The sequence below is a fragment of the Weizmannia sp. FSL W8-0676 genome (assembly GCF_038593015.1).
Taxonomy (GTDB): domain Bacteria; phylum Bacillota; class Bacilli; order Bacillales; family Bacillaceae_C; genus Weizmannia; species Weizmannia coagulans.
Genome location: NZ_CP151954.1, coordinates 942,035 through 961,218 on the forward strand (window position 1 = coordinate 942,035; position 19,184 = coordinate 961,218).

20 protein-coding genes and 1 other annotated feature are annotated in these 19,184 nt (G+C 48.6%); of the genes, 13 read left to right on the plus strand and 7 right to left on the minus strand.

All coding sequences use genetic code 11. The features are described 5' to 3' along the window. Positions 1-48: 48 nt before the first annotated feature. The 4 genes from NST20_RS04430 to NST20_RS04445 all read right to left on the minus strand — a co-directional run bounded on the left by NST20_RS04430 (position 49) and on the right by NST20_RS04445 (position 2,252). A complete protein-coding gene (locus NST20_RS04430; RefSeq protein WP_342400154.1) occupies positions 49-906 on the minus strand; it encodes a DegV family protein in 858 nt (285 codons plus the stop codon). Between the two features lie 94 nt (positions 907-1,000). After that, entirely contained in the window at positions 1,001-1,198 is a 198-nt protein-coding gene (locus tag NST20_RS04435) for a DUF3813 domain-containing protein (RefSeq protein WP_029142328.1), read from the minus strand. Beyond that, positions 1,198-1,344 (minus strand): hypothetical protein, encoded by a 147-nt coding sequence (locus NST20_RS04440; protein WP_019721806.1) that lies wholly within the window; start codon positions 1,342-1,344, stop codon positions 1,198-1,200. The genes NST20_RS04435 and NST20_RS04440 overlap by 1 nt, the downstream gene beginning before the upstream one ends. Positions 1,345-1,430: 86 nt before the next feature. Continuing rightward, positions 1,431-2,252 carry a Cof-type HAD-IIB family hydrolase gene (locus tag NST20_RS04445; protein WP_342400155.1) on the minus strand — a complete coding sequence of 274 codons (822 nt, stop codon included), beginning with the start codon at positions 2,250-2,252 and terminating at the stop codon, positions 1,431-1,433. A 165-nt stretch (positions 2,253-2,417) separates the two neighbouring features. Here NST20_RS04445 and NST20_RS04450 point away from each other — a divergent pair, with 165 nt between their 5' ends. The 3 genes from NST20_RS04450 to clpB all read left to right on the plus strand — a co-directional run bounded on the left by NST20_RS04450 (position 2,418) and on the right by clpB (position 5,716). Beyond that, on the plus strand, positions 2,418-2,726 hold the full coding sequence (locus NST20_RS04450) for a metal-sulfur cluster assembly factor (protein ID WP_014095750.1): 309 nt from the start codon (positions 2,418-2,420) through the stop codon (positions 2,724-2,726). Positions 2,727-2,838: 112 nt separating this feature from the next. Then, complete coding sequence (locus NST20_RS04455; protein ID WP_017550192.1) at positions 2,839-3,018, plus strand: YjzC family protein; 180 nt, start codon at positions 2,839-2,841, stop codon at positions 3,016-3,018. A 115-nt stretch (positions 3,019-3,133) separates the two neighbouring features. Next, positions 3,134-5,716 carry an ATP-dependent chaperone ClpB gene (clpB, locus tag NST20_RS04460; protein WP_342400156.1) on the plus strand — a complete coding sequence of 861 codons (2,583 nt, stop codon included), beginning with the start codon at positions 3,134-3,136 and terminating at the stop codon, positions 5,714-5,716. Positions 5,717-5,783: 67 nt separating this feature from the next. On the opposite strand, the gene NST20_RS04465 is transcribed toward clpB, so the two are convergent. Continuing rightward, positions 5,784-5,966, minus strand: a complete 183-nt coding sequence (locus tag NST20_RS04465) for a YjzD family protein (RefSeq protein ID WP_017550190.1) — start codon at positions 5,964-5,966, stop codon at positions 5,784-5,786. A gap of 227 nt (positions 5,967-6,193) precedes the next feature. On the opposite strand from NST20_RS04465, the gene NST20_RS04470 reads away from it, so the two are divergent. Then, positions 6,194-6,952, plus strand: coding sequence for an NADP-binding protein (locus NST20_RS04470; protein ID WP_342400157.1), 759 nt, complete (start codon positions 6,194-6,196; stop codon positions 6,950-6,952). Positions 6,953-6,958: 6 nt separating this feature from the next. Here the strand turns inward: NST20_RS04470 and NST20_RS04475 are convergent, their stop codons facing one another. Beyond that, a complete protein-coding gene (locus tag NST20_RS04475; protein WP_013858772.1) occupies positions 6,959-7,225 on the minus strand; it encodes a hypothetical protein in 267 nt (88 codons plus the stop codon). 311 nt (positions 7,226-7,536) lie between these two features. Between NST20_RS04475 and NST20_RS04480 the strand changes: the two genes are divergently transcribed. The 9 genes from NST20_RS04480 (at position 7,537) to NST20_RS04520 (ending at position 17,791) form a co-directional block, all read left to right on the plus strand. Beyond that, positions 7,537-8,475: a beta-ketoacyl-ACP synthase III gene (locus NST20_RS04480; protein WP_013858773.1), complete on the plus strand. Its 939-nt coding sequence runs from the start codon at positions 7,537-7,539 to the stop codon at positions 8,473-8,475. Between the two features lie 69 nt (positions 8,476-8,544). Continuing rightward, positions 8,545-9,786 (plus strand): beta-ketoacyl-ACP synthase II, encoded by a 1,242-nt coding sequence (fabF, locus tag NST20_RS04485; RefSeq protein ID WP_342400158.1) that lies wholly within the window; start codon positions 8,545-8,547, stop codon positions 9,784-9,786. Between the two features lie 367 nt (positions 9,787-10,153). Then, entirely contained in the window at positions 10,154-10,945 is a 792-nt protein-coding gene (locus NST20_RS04490) for a DUF2268 domain-containing putative Zn-dependent protease (protein WP_342400159.1), read from the plus strand. 151 nt (positions 10,946-11,096) lie between these two features. Further along, complete coding sequence (locus tag NST20_RS04495) at positions 11,097-12,128, plus strand: ABC transporter ATP-binding protein (RefSeq protein ID WP_019721817.1); 1,032 nt, start codon at positions 11,097-11,099, stop codon at positions 12,126-12,128. Then, the gene (locus NST20_RS04500) at positions 12,115-13,041 is read left to right on the plus strand and encodes an ATP-binding cassette domain-containing protein (protein WP_013858777.1); all 927 of its coding nucleotides are present in this window, start codon (positions 12,115-12,117) and stop codon (positions 13,039-13,041) included. Before NST20_RS04495 ends, NST20_RS04500 begins: the two co-directional genes overlap by 14 nt. A gap of 15 nt (positions 13,042-13,056) precedes the next feature. Beyond that, positions 13,057-14,025: an oligopeptide ABC transporter permease gene (gene opp4B / locus NST20_RS04505; RefSeq protein ID WP_327076429.1), complete on the plus strand. Its 969-nt coding sequence runs from the start codon at positions 13,057-13,059 to the stop codon at positions 14,023-14,025. Positions 14,026-14,038: 13 nt separating this feature from the next. Continuing rightward, positions 14,039-14,947, plus strand: coding sequence for an ABC transporter permease (locus NST20_RS04510; RefSeq protein WP_013858779.1), 909 nt, complete (start codon positions 14,039-14,041; stop codon positions 14,945-14,947). 18 nt (positions 14,948-14,965) lie between these two features. Then, positions 14,966-16,744: an oligopeptide ABC transporter substrate-binding protein gene (gene opp4A, locus NST20_RS04515; RefSeq protein ID WP_342400160.1), complete on the plus strand. Its 1,779-nt coding sequence runs from the start codon at positions 14,966-14,968 to the stop codon at positions 16,742-16,744. 294 nt (positions 16,745-17,038) lie between these two features. Further along, a complete protein-coding gene (locus NST20_RS04520) occupies positions 17,039-17,791 on the plus strand; it encodes a YjbA family protein (protein ID WP_017553948.1) in 753 nt (250 codons plus the stop codon). A gap of 35 nt (positions 17,792-17,826) precedes the next feature. Here the strand turns inward: NST20_RS04520 and trpS are convergent, their stop codons facing one another. Continuing rightward, complete coding sequence (gene trpS, locus NST20_RS04525) at positions 17,827-18,819, minus strand: tryptophan--tRNA ligase (RefSeq protein ID WP_017553949.1); 993 nt, start codon at positions 18,817-18,819, stop codon at positions 17,827-17,829. Positions 18,820-18,880: 61 nt separating this feature from the next. Next, positions 18,881-19,121: a binding site (T-box leader), on the minus strand. Positions 19,122-19,184: the final 63 nt, after the last annotated feature.

A 19,184-nucleotide genomic window follows, 5' to 3' on the forward strand; every position in this document is an offset into this window, starting at 1 on the left:
GTCCAAAATTTCTATTAACCGGTATGCCCGGAAAAAAGTTGGAAGACATTACGGCAGCTCATTCAGGAAAAAGACGGATAATGTGCCCGGCCCGGCGTGCGACCCGATCACGGCGCCGATCGTGTTGATTAAAAATTGTTTTGTGCCGAAACGCGCTTCAATCAGCTGTTTCATTTCTTCCGCAGCCGCTTCATCATCGCCGTGGCAGATGCCGACCAGCTGGTGTTCAAGGTCCGTGCCGCGTTCTTCCATGATATCGAGCATACGGTGCAGCAGTTTTTTCCGCCCGCGGATTTTTTCAATCGGAATGAGCTTCCCGTCTTCTACATCGAGGATCGGTTTAATATTCAGCAGGCCGCCGAAAAATGCGCTTGTTTTCGATAGCCTGCCGCCTCTGGCAAGAAAATCAAGATCGGCGACTGTGAAAATATGCTCCATATGCTTGCTGCGGAATGTGGCATCACGGACGATTTCCTCTTTTCCTGCCCCTTTTTTTCGTAAATCGGCGGCTGCTTTTACAACGAGGCCGTAACCGATCGAAGCACATTTCGTATCGAGTACCGTTAAATCAAGATCGGGACAGGCTTCTTTCACTTGTTCGGCGATCATGGCCGCGGTTTGGTACGTTCCGGACAGCTCGGACGAAAAAGCCAGGTAAATGCCGGTGTCCCCCGATTTGGCAAGATCGGTAAAAAGTTTTTCAAAATATTGCGGTGACGGTTGCGAAGTTTTTGTAACCACCCCCGCACGGATCAAACGGAACACTTCTTTCGGGTCAATGCCGACTAGGTCGTCATAGGATTTGTCCTCTACATAAACGGTCAACGGAATCAAGTGTACATGGTTTTCTTTGAAAAAAGACAGCGGCAAGTCGCTGGCACTGTCAGCAAAAATTTGAATGCCCATCGTTTTCACCCTCACAATCAGTTCTGTCTTTAGTTTACCGATTTTCCTCGTTTTGCACAATTTCCAAAAGAAAATAGCTGCCGGGTTTCGGCAGCTATTCCAATTTTCCAAGTTCCTGTTGCATATCGCGCAGCTGTGCTTTTTCTGCAAGTGTCGTGTTGGCATATGCACTGGATAAAGCATTTTTCGCTTTTTGAACCATTTTATTCTTTTCTTGTTCCGTTCCGAAAGCAGCCGTCTCTTTCGCCAGTTCGACAAATTGCCTGGCCTCTTGAAACAGTCGGTTCGCCATTATAAAATGCCTCCCGGAATGCCTTCTTCGCTCCTGTTCGCTTCTGCTTCGGCCAATGTGGAGTGATACGGGAAACGCTCGCTATACTTCTTCACTGCATCTTTTCCCTGATGGACAAAACGTTTCGATTTGCTGCTTCTGCCCAAACGAAACACCGCCTTTACGGGAAGGGTGCACGGGGGTGCCGCGCCCGTTTATAGTGTTGGAATTCCCGGCGCTGATTATGCGTTTTTCATGAGATGGCTTTCAAATTCAGCGCTTCTTCAAGAAAAATGCCAATGCCGTCTTCCGTATTGGAAAGGGTGATTTCATTTGCGATTGTTTTTAAGGCCGGAATGGCATTTCCCATCGCAACCCCCGTCCCCGCGTATTCAATCATTTCCAGGTCGTTGTCTTCATCCCCGAAGGCAATGATCCTTTCTTTCGGAATCCCGTATGCGTCGGCGACTTTTTTCACGCCGGCCGCTTTATTCAGCCCGGCTTTAATGATCTCGATGATATGCCACGGAGCCCCCCAACGCCTGTGGTCGATCACTTCGGCATGGACGTCGCTTAAGTAGCTGCGGATCGACGGCACGTCTTCCTTTGCTGCATGGATCAGCATGGACGTCGGTTCATCTCTTAAAAAGCGCATTAAATTTCCGGTTGTGACATGCGGGTTTCCAATTTGAAAAATGCCGAGCAGTTTTTCGTCGTGATAATGGAGGTACACCTCATCTTTCACTTCTGCTACAATATTATACAGCCGGAAATCGCCGCATGTTTCAACGATCGATTTTGCCACTTGAAGCGGCATCGGTTCATGGTAGATGCCAAAGCCCGTATTTTTCGGATGGTGGACAAATGCGCCGTTGAAATTGACAATCGGCGTATCGAGTCCAAGTTCTTCATAATACGGCTGGCTGGAGCGGAAAGGGCGGCCGGTGGAAATGATGACCTTATGGCCGGCGTTGATTGTTTTTTGCAGAACGGATTTTGTTTTCGGGGAAATGGTCTTTTCATCATTTAACAATGTGCCGTCAAGATCCAATGCAATTAAATAAGGTTGAGGCATTTGGCTTTTCTCCTTTTTCTCAAAATGATTCAGTTTACATGCAATTTTCGTGACGATCCATTATACTAAATAATATAACATTTTCACAGCTTAAAAACCTGTTGTAAAGCATTTTTATCTTGTATGCCGTTTTGTTATGATAGTTATTAGGGAGGTTTGAAAACCATGGATGAAGCTTTGAAAGAAAATATTATGGGCGCGCTTGAACAAGTGATTGACCCGGAAATTGGCATAGATATTGTAAACCTCGGTCTTGTTTATGATCTTGACCTGGATGAGGAAGGCTGCCTGACGGTGACCATGACCCTGACCGCAATGGGCTGTCCGCTCGCGGGAATTCTCGTTGACCAGGTGCAAATGGCGGTACAGGACATTCCGGAAGTAAAGGACACCCATGTCAATATCGTCTGGAACCCGCCGTGGACAAAAGACCGCATGTCGCGTTATGCCAAAATTGCGCTCGGGATTAACTGATCCAGCGCTCCCCTCTTTGCCGTTTTCATTTTTTGGCTGGCAAAAATAAGCGCTCATGCTTTAAAAAGATTAGCCCAAACGAATGCTGACGATGAAAAAAGGGGGCGTTACTTTGGGGCAAAGCAACCTGTTTCACCCCGGAAGCAAAGCACCGAATAACGGGGTGTATGTAGAAGTTGGCGAAAATGGCGACCCGGTCGTAAACCCGAAAAGCGCCCATCTCCACAGAGGCGACCGCTTTCCGGAAACAACGAACGATGCCCGCCATTGGAGGCGCAAACGCAAACCTTAAAATCCAAACGGGGAGAAATCTCCGTTTTTTTTGCTGCCGTCAAAGGAAAACGGTAAAATAAGGATAGGCGCCCGCGCTGCGATAAACGGCACGCGCCATAGCGGAGGTGGAATGGATGGATATCAACCGCATGACTTTTACGGTACAGGAAGGTTTGGTGGAAGCCCAGCAGCTGGCCGCCCAAAAACATCACCCGGAACTGGATATTGCCCATTTATGGAAAACGTTGATGGAAAAGCCGGACAGCCTGCTTCCCGAGATATATAACGGCCTTGGGTTAAGTAAGGAAGAAATTGGAAAAATTGCAGATGAGATTCTCGCGAAAAAACCGGAAGTGGCCGGGCAAAGCGCCCCGTATTTGTCCGCGGCGCTTTTGGAACTGTTCCGGCTCGCGGAAGAAGAAATGCGCGCGCTAAAGGACGAGTACATTTCGGTTGAACATTTGGTCCTGGCTGTAATGGATGTTGAACATGATGACCTGTCCCGCTATTTGAAAAGCAGGACCACAAAACAGCAACTGCTTCAGGCGATCAAAAACATAAGGGGGAATCAAAAAGTGGCCTCGCAAAACCCGGAAGCAACCTACAACGTTTTAAAAAAATACGGCACCGACCTTGTTGAAGCCGTTAAAGCCGGAAAGCTCGATCCTGTTATCGGCCGGGATGCGGAAATCCGGAACGTCATCCGGATTTTATCCCGGAAGACAAAAAACAACCCTGTCCTGATCGGCGAACCCGGCGTTGGCAAAACGGCCATTGTCGAAGGGCTTGCCCAGCGGATCGTCAGGAAAGATGTCCCGGAAGGCTTAAAAGACAAAACCATTTTTTCGCTCGACCTCGGGGCGCTTGTTGCAGGCGCCAAGTTCAGGGGGGAATTTGAAGAACGGCTGAAGGCGGTATTGCAGGAAATCAAAAAAAGCAACGGGCAGATTTTGCTGTTTATCGATGAACTGCACACGATTGTCGGCGCCGGCAAAACGGAAGGGGCAATGGACGCCGGCAATATGCTAAAACCGATGCTTGCCCGCGGTGAACTGCACTGTATCGGCGCGACGACCCTGAACGAATACCGGCAGTATATTGAAAAAGATGCGGCCCTCGAACGCCGTTTCCAGCAGGTGCTCGTCCAGGAGCCGGATGTGGAGGATACGATTTCGATTTTAAGAGGGTTAAGGGAACGTTTTGAAATCCACCACGGCGTCCGCATCCATGACAAAGCGCTCGTCGCCGCGGCCACGTTATCAAACCGCTATATTACCGACCGCTTTTTGCCGGATAAAGCGATTGATCTTGTCGATGAAGCCTGCGCCAACATCCGTGTGGAAATGGATTCCATGCCCACGGAGCTCGATGAAGTGACAAGGCGCGTCATGCAGCTGGAAATTGAAGAAGCCGCCCTGCAAAAAGAAACGGATGAAGCAAGCAAAGCCCGTCTTGGCATTTTGCAAAAAGAGCTTGCTGATTTGAAAGAAGAAGCGAACCGGATGCGCGCCAAATGGCAGGCTGAAAAAGCGGAATTGCAAAAAGTACAGGAAAAACGGGAATTGCTTGAAAAATACCGGCGCGACCTTGAAGAAGCGGAAAACCGGTATGATTTGAACAAAGCGGCCGAACTCCGGCACGGCAGGATTCCGGCCGTTGAAAAAGAATTAAAACAGCTTGAACAGCAAATGGCGGAAAAAGAAGGGAGCGGCCGGATATTGCGCGAAGAGGTCACAGAAGAAGAAATTGCAGCGATTGTCGCGCGCTGGACGGGGATCCCCGTTGCAAAACTTGTGCAAAGCGAACGCGAAAAACTGTTAAAGCTGGAAAGCATTTTACATGAACGCGTCATCGGCCAGGATGAAGCTGTCCGCCTTGTCAGCGATGCGGTTTTAAGAGCCAGAGCCGGCATGAAAGACCCAAACCGCCCGATCGGATCCTTTATTTTTCTCGGCCCTACCGGCGTCGGGAAGACGGAACTTGCCAAAGCGCTGGCACAGCATTTATTTGACGATGAAAATCATATGATCCGGATCGACATGAGTGAATATATGGAAAAATTTGCGGTCTCGCGGCTGATCGGGGCGCCGCCGGGATATGTCGGCTATGAAGAAGGCGGCCAGCTCACAGAAGCGGTACGGCGGAAACCGTATTCCGTCATTTTACTGGATGAAATTGAAAAAGCCCACCCGGAAGTGTTCAATATTTTACTCCAGGTGCTCGATGACGGCCGTATCACCGATTCGCAGGGACGGACGGTTGATTTTAAAAATACGATCATTATCATGACTTCGAATATCGGGTCGTCCTATTTGCTCGATATTAAAGGCGAGGAAATCAGTGAAGAGACGAAAAATAAAGTAATGGCACAGTTACGCGCGTCGTTCCGGCCCGAATTTTTAAACCGGATTGACGATATCATCTTATTCAAGCCGCTCACGCTGGAAAATATGATGGGTATCGTGGATAAAATGATGCACGAATTGGCTGCACGCCTCGCTGAACAATCGGTCGAGCTTCAGCTGTCCGATGAGGCGAAAAAATGGATTGCGGAATCGGCCTATGATCCGGTGTACGGGGCACGGCCGCTGAAACGGTTTATCCAGCATCAAATTGAAACGAGGCTTGCAAAAGAAATCATTGCAGGAAAGGTCAAGCCGCATCAAACCGTCACGCTTGATGTGAAAGACGGCGCGCTTCAAGTGACAACCGGATAATGATGAAAAAAAACCGGGAGACACTGCGAATCAGCGCCTCCCGGTTTCCGGTGAGGGGTGTTTTGATTTAATGTTCGGGACTTGTGTTTTTCGGCAATGCTGCATTAACAATAAATGCAGCAGCGGAAATGACAAGCGACATAATGGCCATCGTTTTCATGCTGTAATGCGAATTTGACATGGCGCTCCCAACGTAGCCGAGCATTTGGCTCAGTAAAAACACCCAAAAAATCGTTACGATGTATTTCATACTTTCACCCCGATTGAAAAACACTTTTTAAATCACCCTTTATCTTATCACAGCTGTATCGATTGGAAAAGGGAAACCCGGTTGCCGCGGGTGAATTTTTTTCCCGAAGGATGGAACGGATTCCGGGAAAATGGGCACAGCGGCCTTTTGTCCGTTTCGGATCGTCCGGAAGTATCTTTACGGCGGGAAAAGCATATGCTTGAAGAAAGACGATTGGAGGGCCGGCCATGAATCAAGCACTTGTCATTGGTGCCGGGGCGTTTTTCGGATTTGAGCTGTGCAAGGCACTGCTTGATGCGGGGTATCCGGTTATAGCGGCTGATCAAGAAACGGATCCCGGTTTTTTGATGGAAGAAAGATGGATGGAAATCGGCAGGAATGCCAATTTGGAATACCAGCCTCTGAGCCGGTTGTCGCCGGAAAAATGCACATGCTGCATTCCGGTATACGATTATTATGTCCGGGATGCCCGTGAAGATTTACAGGATGCGTGCCGCTTTTTAGAGCCGATTAAAGCGCAAATCGAATGTGTGGCGCTCATTCTTCCAAACCATCTGGCTGGTGCGGAACAGACAGAGTGGGTTCCCGGCGTGCTAGGCGATTGTGCGCGCGTTACCTTTTTTGTCCCGGCACTGTTCGGCCCCGGCCAGCCCGGGAGCCTTGCTTTTTCCCAAATGATCAACGGGAATCCGGAACCGGACTTAAAATATGACGACCGCGATGCCCTTTTTGCAGCAGATGCCGCAGGGGCCATTGTCTCCGGGCTTGAAAAAAGGGAAACGGGGAAAGTCTTTTATTTAAAAAGCCCTGACGGAAACGGATGGGAGCCTATCGCCCGGTTTTTAACGCAGGATACAGGCAGCCGCCCGCTTCCTTCGTGCAGGCTTGATGCAAGAGACGAATGGGAACCGATGATCGTCCGGCCGTCCGTTTCCTGGCAGGCCGCAATTCAACAGCAAATCGCCTGCCAACGGAAGAACAGCTAAAGAAGGCTAATCTTCCTTTTCAAAATGGGAAAGCCACTTCTCAAAAACCGGCGTGATTTTCCGGAACAACGGCTTAAACTCCTCGAAAACGCCAACGACTTTGTCAGCTTGGTCCAGCAATGCTTCAATATCCACATTCCGGAAAAAAGCAAGGTCAAACAGGCCGCCGCTTATTTCTTCATCTGCTTCTTCCTGCCCGGGCCCGTGTGGCTCTTGCCGCTTTTGCGGGAAAAACATCCGGTCAAAAGGGTGGATTTTTTCATGTTCTTCCATTTTCTCACTTCCTTTCTTCCTTTTTTGCCAGGATGGGGGCGGTCCGGATCTATAATCAGCATATGACAGAAAAACGCATCGGCTTGCATCAATGGCCCGGATCGCTGCCGGAGGAAAACTGCACCATGTGATCCGCGCAGCCTGGCCCTTTTGGCAGCGCGTTTTTTCCTCCCGCCATTGTGGGCATGTGCAGCATTTTCCTCTATTCGTGACAAGCAAACAGTGCTTTGTTATAATTAGGAGCAGGTCATAATATTGTGCGATAAGGAATTGTGCCGCTTTGACTATTTTAGTGAAAGAAGGAATGCAAAATGAATGCTGGCATTATCGGTGTCGGAAAATATAATCCTGAAAAGGTTTTAACAAATGCGGACTTTGAAAAAATGATGGACACGTCGGATGAATGGATTCGGACGAGGACCGGGATTGAAGAACGGCGGATTGCAGCGGATGATATGGAGACTTCCGATATGGCATATGAGGCGGCTGTAAAAGCGGTGAAACATGCAGGCATTTCCGCGGAAGAACTCGACTTAATCCTTGTTGCGACCGTGACGCCGGACCAGCCGTTTCCGACGGTCTCCAATATTCTGCAGGACCGCCTCGGTGCAAAAAAAGCTGCCGCGATGGATATCAGTGCGGCCTGTTCCGGCTTTATGTACGGGCTTGCGACGGCCAAGCAATTTATTGAGACGAAAACGTATAAATATGTTTTAATTGTAGGTGTTGAGAAATTATCCAAGATCACGAACTGGGAAGACCGCAGTACGGCGGTGCTGTTCGGAGACGGCGCGGGCGCAGCGGTTGTCGGCCCGGTCTCGGAAGGCAGGGGCATCCTTGCTTTTGAACTCGGTTCGGACGGTTCAGGCGGAAAATATTTGTATGAAGATAAAGATGGGCATCTTGTTATGAACGGCCGTGAAGTGTTTAAATTTGCCGTCCGCCAAATGGGCGAATCGAGCTTGCGCGTGATCGAAAAGGCCGGCGTCAGGAAAGAAGACGTCGATTTCTTAATCCCGCACCAGGCCAATATCCGGATCATGGAATCTGCGAGGGAAAGGCTCGGCCTGCCGGTGGAAAAAATGTCGAAAACGATCCACAAATACGGGAATACTTCGGCAGCATCGATACCGATTTCATTGGTGGATGAACTGGAAGAAGGAAAGATCAAAGAGGATGACCTCATCCTGATGGTTGGCTTCGGCGGCGGACTGACCTGGGGAGCCGTACTGGTCAGATGGGGAAGATAACGCTCTTAAATGCAGCATACAGATTGTAAGACATATGGTCTTCTTATACCAGGAAAAGGAGATGGCATAATGGAAAAAAGAAGAGTGGTTGTTACGGGAATCGGGGCTGTCACGCCGGTCGGAAATGACGCGCGGACAGCCTGGGAAACGGTGCTGGACGGGAAATCCGGCATCGGCCCGCTGACAAGGCTGGATGCGGATCAGTTTCCGGCAAAAGTGGCAGCTGAAGTGAGAGACTTTAACATCGAAGAATTTATTGAACGAAGAGAAGCCCGCAAAATGGACCGTTTTACCCATTATGCGGTTGCATCTGCACTGATGGCGGTAAAAGATGCCGGACTTACGATCAACGAAGAAAATGCAACCCGTGTCGGCGTCTGGATCGGTTCCGGCATCGGCGGCATGGAAACATTCGAAAACCAGTTTGAAGTATTCCAAAAGCGCGGATATCGGCGTGTAAGCCCTTTCTTTGTGCCGATGATGATTCCGGATATGGCAGCAGGCCAGGTCTCAATCATTCTTGGCGCAAAAGGGATTAACTCCTGTACCGTCACTGCGTGTGCAACGGGAACAAACTCCATCGGTGACGCCTTTAAAGCGATCCAGCGCGGCGATTGCGATGCCATGATTGCAGGCGGGACGGAAGCGCCGATTACAAGAATGGCATTTGCGGGATTTTGTGCCAATACAGCGCTGTCCACCAATCCGGATCCGGAAACGGCAAGCCGCCCGTTTGATTTAAACCGGGACGGGTTTGTCATCGGCGAAGGTGCAGGCATTTTGGTGCTTGAAGACTTAGAGCATGCTTTAAAACGCGGGGCTAACATTTATGCGGAAGTGGTTGGCTACGGGTCAACCGGGGATGCCTATCATATTACCGCGCCAGCGCCCGGCGGGGAAGGCGGCGCGCGCTCGATGCAAATGGCGCTTGATGATGCCGGCCTTGCCCCGGATGAAGTCGGCTATATTAATGCCCATGGGACAAGCACGCCGTATAATGATAAATACGAGACAATGGCGATTAAAGAGGTTTTCGGCGACCATGCTTACAAACTGGCCGTCAGCTCGACAAAATCGATGACAGGCCATCTGCTCGGGGCAGCAGGCAGCGTGGAAGCCATTTTTACTGTGCTTGCGATCAAAGAAGGCATTGTTCCGCCAACCATCAATATTCAAACGCCTGATCCGGAATGCGATTTGGACTATGTTCCGGATAAAGCGCGCAAACAGGAGCTGAACGCAGCGATCAGCAACTCGCTCGGTTTCGGCGGGCACAACGCAACCCTTGCTTTTAAAAAATACGAAGCCTGATCCAAAAGGGGTATCCCGGTTAAATGGGGGGTACCCTTTTTGCATTGAAATGAAACCCGCTACTGCGAAATCACTTATTAAGTGAACGCTGTGGCGAAAATGTTATTAAAAATAACAAGTCGCTCTGAAAAGGGACCCCGTTTTGTTTTTTGCATGGGGATCAAACCGGCTGCATCGAATGCCATTCCATCGGTTTTGGCATTGCCTGAGTAGTTCGGGGATGCTTTTTTGCATGCGGAAAGATGGATTTAACAGTTGAAAAAACGCGTTCCGGGACGTGCGGCAGCCTGCCCCGGATTTTGAAAAATTTATTTTCTAAAATCCGGCCTCCCGCAATAAAATAAAGCAACGGGAGGGGGAAACGGCGATGGGGGTTATTCGGACGGATGCGTGGATGGAAGAAGCTTTCTCAAAACCGGAGCTGTTTTTACAAAACATTAAACAGGGAAGGGAAGATCCCGAAGATTTTTACCGCTATTTGCAGCGTTTTGGCATGTACCGCCCTTCAAGGCAGGCGGAACAGGTTTTTGCCGGATTAAAAAAAGCGGGCGCCTGGGAGGAAATCGGGGAGTATCACGCAAAATACAAAAAGCTTTGGAACGGGCCAGATCCGGACATTTATATTTTTCCAGCCCGGAATGGAAACGGTTTCAAATTTGGCCGCAGCCGCGGAAAATCGGGTGTGGCACTGCCGGATGCCGTTTTTTTGTTTCTTGCGCCGGTACGGGACCGGAAAGAATGGGAAGCGCTGTTTGTCCATGAATACCATCATGCGGCAAGAATGGGCAGGCTGAAAAAACCGCCGCGCGGCTATACGCTGCTCGATTCCCTCGTATTTGAAGGCCTCGCCGAACATGCTGTGCTCGAGTATGTCGGAGAAGCATATGTATCGGAAACCTCAACACGTTATTCTGAAGAACAGAAAAAACATGCATGGCAACAGTTTTTCAAAAAAAATCTTGCAGCCGGAAAAGAAGAAAAAATCCATGATGACCTTCTTTTCGGCAGAAAATACGTCCCGCCGATGATGGGGTATGCGCTCGGATACCATTTGATAGAGAGATATAAAACGGCCCATTCCTTTTCTACAATAGCAACTCTCGGCCGCCGTTCCGAAATATTTGCAGAAGGAATGTTTACCAACCCGGCGGAATCCTGAATCCATAAAGCACCAAAAAAATACAAATATAATTTTAATTGAAAAAAGCTATTGCGTTTTTTTTAGTTTTGTAATATTATTTAAACAATAAATTAATAAGATTTTAACCTATTTTCAATGTTTTCTACTTTCAAGAAGGGAGGTTTGCATATTGGAAAAACCGCCGCTTTTGCAAATTGAGGATTTGACTGTTTCTTTCCAAATCCAGGATACATACTATCCGGCGGTCGATCACGTTTCCTTAACCGTCAAGGAAAATGAAGTGGTGGCGATTGTCGGGGAGTCCGGCTGCGGAAAAAGCGCGCTTGCCCTGGCGGTGATGGGGCTGCATCCGGAAGAAAAGACAAAAATTGAAGGCCGCATTCTCTTTAAAGGGCAGGATCTCGCGCCGCTCGAGACAGGGAAACTGAATGAAATCCGCGGGGCGGAAATGGGCATTATTTTCCAGGATCCATTGACTGCGCTGAACCCGCTGATGACAGTTGGGCGGCAAATAGAAGAAAGCATGGATTACCACACCAGGCTATCCGGTTCCGAAAAGAAAAAACGGACGCTTGAATTGTTAAGCCGGGTCGGGATCCCTTATCCCGAAAGGACATATAAGCAATACCCGCATGAGCTTTCCGGCGGCATGAGGCAGCGGGTGGTGATTGCCATTGCCATTGCCTGCCAGCCGTCGCTTGTCATTGCGGATGAACCGACAACAGCGCTCGATGTCACGATCCAGGCACAAATTATGGATTTACTGAAAGATTTGCAGCGCCAGATGAAGACGGGCATTATTTTAATTACCCACGATCTTGGCGTCGTTGCTGAAATGGCCGACAGAGTGGCTGTCATGTATGCAGGCGAAATTGTCGAAATTGCGGATGTTACAACACTCTTCAAAAATCCGTTACATCCTTATACCCGTTCTTTGCTGAATTCAATCCCGTCCGCAACGGAATCGAAAGAAAGGCTGCATGTCATCCAGGGCATCGTTCCTTCACTGAAGAACCTGCCGCGCTCGGGATGCCGCTTTAAGTCAAGGATTGGCTGGATCAGCGATGCGGCGCATGAAGAAAATCCGGTTCTCCGCGAAGTGGAAAACGGACACTGGGTGCGCTGTACCTGTTATAAACATTTTTATTTCCCGGACGAAAAGAACACGGAGACAGGGGATATGTATCATGCCACTTCTTAAGGTTGAAAATCTGAAAGTCTATTATCCGGTACGGGGCGGGTTTTTCCGCCGGGTGGTCGACCATGTAAAAGCGGTCCATGACATCAGTTTCGAACTGCAGCCTGGAGAAACGTACGGGCTTGTCGGGGAATCGGGCTGCGGCAAAACGACAACGGGCAGGACGATCGTCGGGCTTAACAGGGCAACTGAGGGCAAAATTGTGTTTGAAGGCACCGATTTGGCGCGGCTCAGCCGCAAGGAATTTCAACATTACCGGAAAGATATCCAAATGATCTTCCAGGATCCGTATTCTTCCCTGAATCCGAAAAAGCGCGTGGCGGATATTATTGCCGAACCGATTCGCAATTTTGAGAAACTGCCCCGCGAACAAGAGCGGGAAAAAGTCCGCGAAGTCATGGAAAAAGTCGGCCTGAGCCCGGACTCCATGTTTAAATACCCGCATGAATTTTCAGGCGGGCAGCGCCAGCGGATCGGAATTGCCCGGGCGCTGACATTGAACCCGAAACTGATTATTGCGGATGAGCCGGTCTCCGCCCTTGATGTTTCTGTCCAGGCCCAGGTGCTCAATTTTATGAAAGACATCCAAAAAGAATTCGGGCTCACCTACCTGTTTATCAGCCATGACCTTGGCATTATCCGTCATATGTGCGACCGGATCGGCATCATGTACCGGGGGCGTTTTGTGGAAGAAGGGACGAGCGATGAAATTTACGAGAATCCGCAACATATCTACACAAAACGGCTGCTGTCCGCGATTCCAAACGGAGATCCGGAAAAAAGAACAGCACAAAAACAGTATCGGGAAAAAATCAACAATGAATTCCGGCAGGCTTTCAGGGATTATTTTGACGAGGAAGGGAAGCCGTACCATCTCAAGCCGGTTTCGCCGACCCATTCCGTTGCACTGCCGTAAAGAGGGGACACAGTTATGATTAAATTTATATTGCGTAGAATTCTCATCATGATCCCTCAATTAATTATTTTGAGTATTTTAATTTTCATGCTTGCAAAGGCCATGCCCGGCGATGCGCTGACCGGCCAGCTGTCGAGCAATCCGAAAATGGATGCCCATACGCTCCATGAAATGAAGGACAAGTTGGGGCTGAATGATCCGGTTTATGTGCAGTACGCCCGCTGGTTGAAAAATCTCTTCAAAGGCGATCTCGGCATCTCTTACATCCACCAGCAGCCTGTAACAGAACTGCTTACCGGGCGGTTATGGAACACGATTTTGCTGTCGGCGGTGATTCTGATCCTGACGTATTTGATCGCCATTCCGCTTGGGATCGTGGCCGGGAGATGGACGGATTCATGGGCGGATAAGCTGATAACCGGTTATAACTATCTCAGTTATGCAACCCCGTTGTTTATCTTTGCATTGATTATGCTGTTTGTGTTCGGTTTTGTCCTGTCATGGTTTCCGACAAGCGGCAGCGTCAACATCCAGGCCCGTGACGGCACGTTTGAATATTACATGAGCAAACTGTACCATCTGATTTTGCCGGCCTTATCCGGATCCCTGCTCGCAACGGTGGGCACGATCCAGTATTTGCGGAATGAAATCATCGATACAAAAATCAAAGATTTTGTAAAAACAGCACGGGCAAAAGGCGTGCCTGAGTCCAAAGTGTATACGCGCCATATTTTGAGAAACTCGCTTTTACCGATTGCCACTTTTTTCGGTTATGAGATTACCGGATTAATCGGCGGGTCCGTCATTTTGGAATCGATATTCGGTTATCCGGGGATCGGGCAGCTGTTTTTGCAATCCATTATGCAGCGTGATTACAGCGTGGTCACGGCGCTCGTGATGATTTCCGGCGTGGCGACTTTGTTCGGCACATTATTATCAGACATTATTTTAAGCGCTGTGGATCCGCGTATCCGGATTGAGTAACGGGGGTGAGAGGATGAAAGCAGTCATTTCAACACAACAGCCCGCAACCGCCGGAACAGAAAAAAGCCCGTCTGGATTTTCGATTATCTGGCGGGAACTGATCAAAGATAAAATGGCCGTTATCTCAATGATCGTGCTGGGGCTTATTCTGATTACGGTTTACGGCATATCGCTGTTATTAAACGAAGATGAGATTGTAAAGGTTGACCTTTTATCCATTTACGCGCCGCCCTCAGCTGAACACTGGCTCGGCACCGATTACGGCGGCCGGGATATACTCGGGCAACTGATTATCGGCGCAAAAAATTCGTTTACAATCGGGCTTGCGATTACATTGATTACCGGTGCGATCGGGCTTGCGGTCGGATTAATTGCCGGTTACTTCGGCGGGGTCATTGACAATATCATCATGAGAATCATTGACTTTATTCTTGTCCTGCCGTTTTTAATGCTGATCATTGTCCTCGTGACAATCGTGCCGAAATATAATGTGTTTTCTTTTATTCTCATTATGAGTGCATTCCTTTGGGTCGGAAAAGCGAGGTTGATTCGCTCCAAGACACTGGCGGAAAGGGAACTAGACTATGTCAGTGCTTCCAAGACGCTCGGCACGCCGGACTGGAAAATTATCCTTTTCCAGGTCCTGCCGAATTTGAGCTCGATTATTATCGTAAACTTGACGATTAATCTGGCAAGCAATATTGGCATTGAATCGAGCCTGACCTATCTCGGCTTTGGGTTGCCGGAAAGCACACCGAGCCTTGGGACGTTGGTCAGTTACGCCACAAACCCGGATGTGCTCCAGCATAAATGGTGGATTTGGTTACCTGCATCGCTCCTGATTCTGGTGATGATGCTGTGTATAAATTTTATCGGCCAGGCGTTAAAACGCGCAGCTGATGCAAGACAAAGACAAGGATAAAAAAGAGGGGGCTTAGCAATGAGGAAAAGAAAATGGTCAAGCATATTCAGTTTGCTGGTGATGCTCGTATTGGTGCTGTCAGCCTGCAACAATTCACAGAGTAGCGGAAGCAAGAAAGACAAGGCAGTGAAAACGGAAGATTTAGCAAGCAAGTTTCCGACTACCGTCAAAAACAATAAAAAAGCCATTGACGGTGGGGTTCTGAATTACGGCATCGTTTCCGATACGCCGATTGAAGGCACATTCAACTCTGCTTTCTACGAAGGGGCACCGGATGCTGAAGTCATTCAATTTTTTGAAGATTCGCTGTTAAAAACAGACAAAAACTATGAATTTACGAATGACGGCGCCGCTACGTACAAATTGTCCAATGACAACAAAACAATGACGATTAAAATCAAAGACAATGTCAACTGGTCTGATGGGAAGCCGGTAACCGCCGAAGACCTCGAATTTGCATACCTGGTCATCGGCAATAAAGACTATACCGGCGTGCGTTATGGCGATGCCCTGTTTCAAAACATCGTCGGCATGGATGAATACCATAAAGGAAAAGCCAAGAACATTTCCGGTGTTAAAGTGATTGATGATAAAACAATTTCCATTACCTGGAAGAGCGCCAACCCTTCCGAAAAAACAGGCGTCTGGACAACACCGCTTCCGAAACATTACTTAAAAGATGTGCCGATCGCAAAAATGGCACAGTCGGATAAAATTCGGTTACATCCCTTAGGCTTCGGTCCGTTTAAAGTGAAAAAAGTGGTTCCGGGCGAGTCTGTTGAACTTGTCAGAAACGACCATTACTGGGCAGGAAAACCGAAACTGAAAGGTGTCGTCATCAAAGTGGTCAATCCGAAAGTGGTATTGGAAGCCTTGAAAAAAGGCGAGATTGACTATGCTGCCTTCCCGGTAGACCAATACGAATCCGCTAAAAGCGCGAAAAACTTCCAGCTGCTCGGCACGATCGATCTGGCTTACAGCTATATCGGATTTAAGCTTGGCCACTGGGATGCAAAGAAACAGGAAAACGTCATGGATAACCCGAAATTCCAAAATAAAAAACTGCGCCAGGCGATGGCGTATGCGCTCGATAACAAGTCTGTCGGCGAGAAAATCTACCACGGGTTGCGTTTTCCGGCGACCACTTTAATTCCGCCATCTTTCCCGGAATGGCATGACAAGTCCGCAAAAGGGTACACGTATGATCCGAAAAAAGCAAAGAAACTGCTTGATGAAGCCGGTTATAAAGATGTCGACAAAGACGGGTACCGTGAAGATCCAAACGGCAAAAAATTCGTCATTCATTTCCTTTCCATGAGCGGCGGGGATACGGCCGAGCCGCTGGCAAAATTCTATATGCAGTGCTGGAAAGATGTCGGCTTAAATGTGAAGCTTGTTAACGGTCGTCTTGCCGAGTTCAACTCCTTCTATGATATGGTGCAAAAAGATGATCCGAAAGTGGATATCTATTCAGGTGCCTGGGGAACAGGTACAAATGTGGATCCGTATGGCTTGTACGGACGGAACGTCATGTTTAACTACACCCGCTTTGTCAGCAAGAAAAATGATGGATTGCTGGAAAAAGGGCATTCTCCGAAAGCTTTTGACACAGCATACCGCAAAAAGGTTTACAATGAATGGCAGAAGTATATGAATGAGGAAGCGGCAGTCATTCCGACCCTTTACCGTTATCAATTGTATGCGGTGAACAACCGCGTGAAAAACTTGGCTATATATCCACATACGGATTGGGAAAAGGTGAGTGTCACATCCGAAAAAGCGGACACCCAGGAATAATCTATAAAGGCCCTGTCTTTGGCAGGGCCTTTTCCTTTCCGGCTTGCCGGGATCAGGAGAGCAGAGCGTCTTTTTAAAGCAGAGCCTTTATCCTTTCCGACTCGCCGGGGGTGGGAAAACGAAGCGTCTTTTAAAGCGGGCCTTTTCCTTTTCGACGCGGTGGGATTGGGGTTCTTCTTTTTACGAGCGAAGCGCAATCTTCATTTTCTACACAGCGGAATCCGGAAAAGAAGGAATAATTTAACTGCCCCCTGCCTATACTGAATGACAAACAGAGTATACGGGGGGTTATCCATGCTGTATCTTCACGATATATGGGTCAACTGGTTCGAGGGGGAGGAAAACAGTTATAATGTCTGTCCGTTCCATGAGTGGCGGAGGGACGATGTGATCGAACTGCTGGACCAGGTGCCGCTTTTATTTGTGGACACGCTTTTATACGAGTACATTGAAAATGATTTGGCTGAACTGCCGCAAACTTTGCTGAATGATGTTTTCCAGAAGGCGGTTTTGCGCAAAAACCATGAACGAATCCAGCTGGAATATTGTTTTGTCGTGACGGACGGAAAAGGGATTTTGGCGGTTGATACGATCGGCTATACGCTGCCGATCCGAAAAAGCAGGCTGATTCCGAGGCAGGAACAACTTGTCTATGAAATGATTGAAGGGCATGAACCGGTGTCCTATCCGTTTGAAAACCGCAGCCATCCGAAAGAACATCATATTTTATCCCCGTCGCCGGAATGCATGCAGGGGCTGACAAGAAGGGAACGGCAATTAAAGCAGTTGTTATTTATGGCGCTCGATCAGCTTTATTCCTCGAAAAATACGGCGGAAGTGCGGTACTGGTATACAGAATGGCGTCCGGAGCAGTATGAACACATCCAGTTTATGCCATTTGAAGATGCATGGGAGCGGCTTTATGCAGAAACAAAAACAGGCTGGTCCAAAAAGCATGAACAGTTGTGCGAAAACATGATCAAAGGGCAGCCCTTTTTTGAAAAGCTATGGGAACTGGAACACAATGAAAAAAGCGAACTGATGTAAAAACGAGTTGCGAAACGATCCGCAACTCGCTTTTTTTAGTGGCGGTTTTTTCTGCCCAGCCCCATCGCGTTTTCCATTTTCCTCAGCATTTTTCCGGCTACAATATTGGCCTTTTCCGCGCCTTTATCCAGGATCCGGTCCAGTTCCTCCGATTCAATCAGTTCATAATACCGTTTTTGGATCGGGGCAAGCCCTTCATTCACCACATCAACGAGATCCGCTTTAAACGCACCGTAGCCGGCGCCGTCATATTTCCGTTCCAGCTCTTCAATGGACAGGCCGCTGAAGTTGGAATAGATGTCGAGCAAATTGGAAATGCCCGGTTTCCGTTCTTTGTCGTATTTGACTACGCCTTCTGAATCCGTAACCGCGCTTTTAATCTTTTTGTCGACCAGTTTCGGGTCGTCAAGCAGCGAGATAAATGCCTTTTGATTCGGATCGGATTTGCTCATTTTTTTCGTCGGATCCTGCAGCGACATAATCCTTGCTCCGGAGTTGGAAAGCTTGATGTCCGGCAGCGTAAATATTTCAAGATAACGTTTATTGAACCTTTCCGCCAAATCCCTCGTCAGCTCGAGATGCTGTTTCTGGTCCTCGCCGACCGGCACAAGATCCGTGCTGTACAGCAGAATATCGGCGGCCATGAGCGGCGGATATGTGAGAAGCCCGGCTGATACGCTTTCTTTTCCTGCAGATTTGTCTTTAAACTGCGTCATTCTTTCCAATTCGCCGACATAGGCAACGCATTGGAGCATCCATCCGGCCTGGGCGTGCGCCGGCACTTCCGACTGGATAAAGAGCGTTGCTTTGTCCGGATCAATGCCGACTGCCAAATAAAAAGCGGCAAGGCTCCTGATGTTTTTGCGGAGTTCAAGGCGGTCTTGCGGCACAGTAATGGCATGCTCGTCAACAATGCAAAAATAGCAATTAAAGCTGTTCTGCAATTCCACAAACTGCTTCATTGCCCCAAGATAGTTCCCGATGTGGATCGTTCCACTCGGCTGAATGCCTGAAAAAATCGTCCTCATTTTCTTTCTTCCTCCTAGAACACTGATATTTTTCCGGAAAATAAAAAACCATTCATCCAAAATTAGGGACGAATGGGATAAATCCGCGGTGCCACCCTAAGTGCCCTGGTATGGGCCGCTTAGTTCCAATGCCAATTGGAGCCTGGTTAACGCAAGGCGTACGCCGGAAACTAATGAGGTAGCCGCCCGTTCATCTCCGGAGCTCGAAAGCCCATTCCATCTGCAGGCATGTTTGTTCCCACCAGCCACAAACTCTCTGAAATGCCATAAACAGATGTACTCTTCTTTCTCATCGCTTCTATATACCAGTTTCATTATAATGAAAAGAAGGAAAAATGTCAAAAACCGCTGTCCGCTAGAGGGCC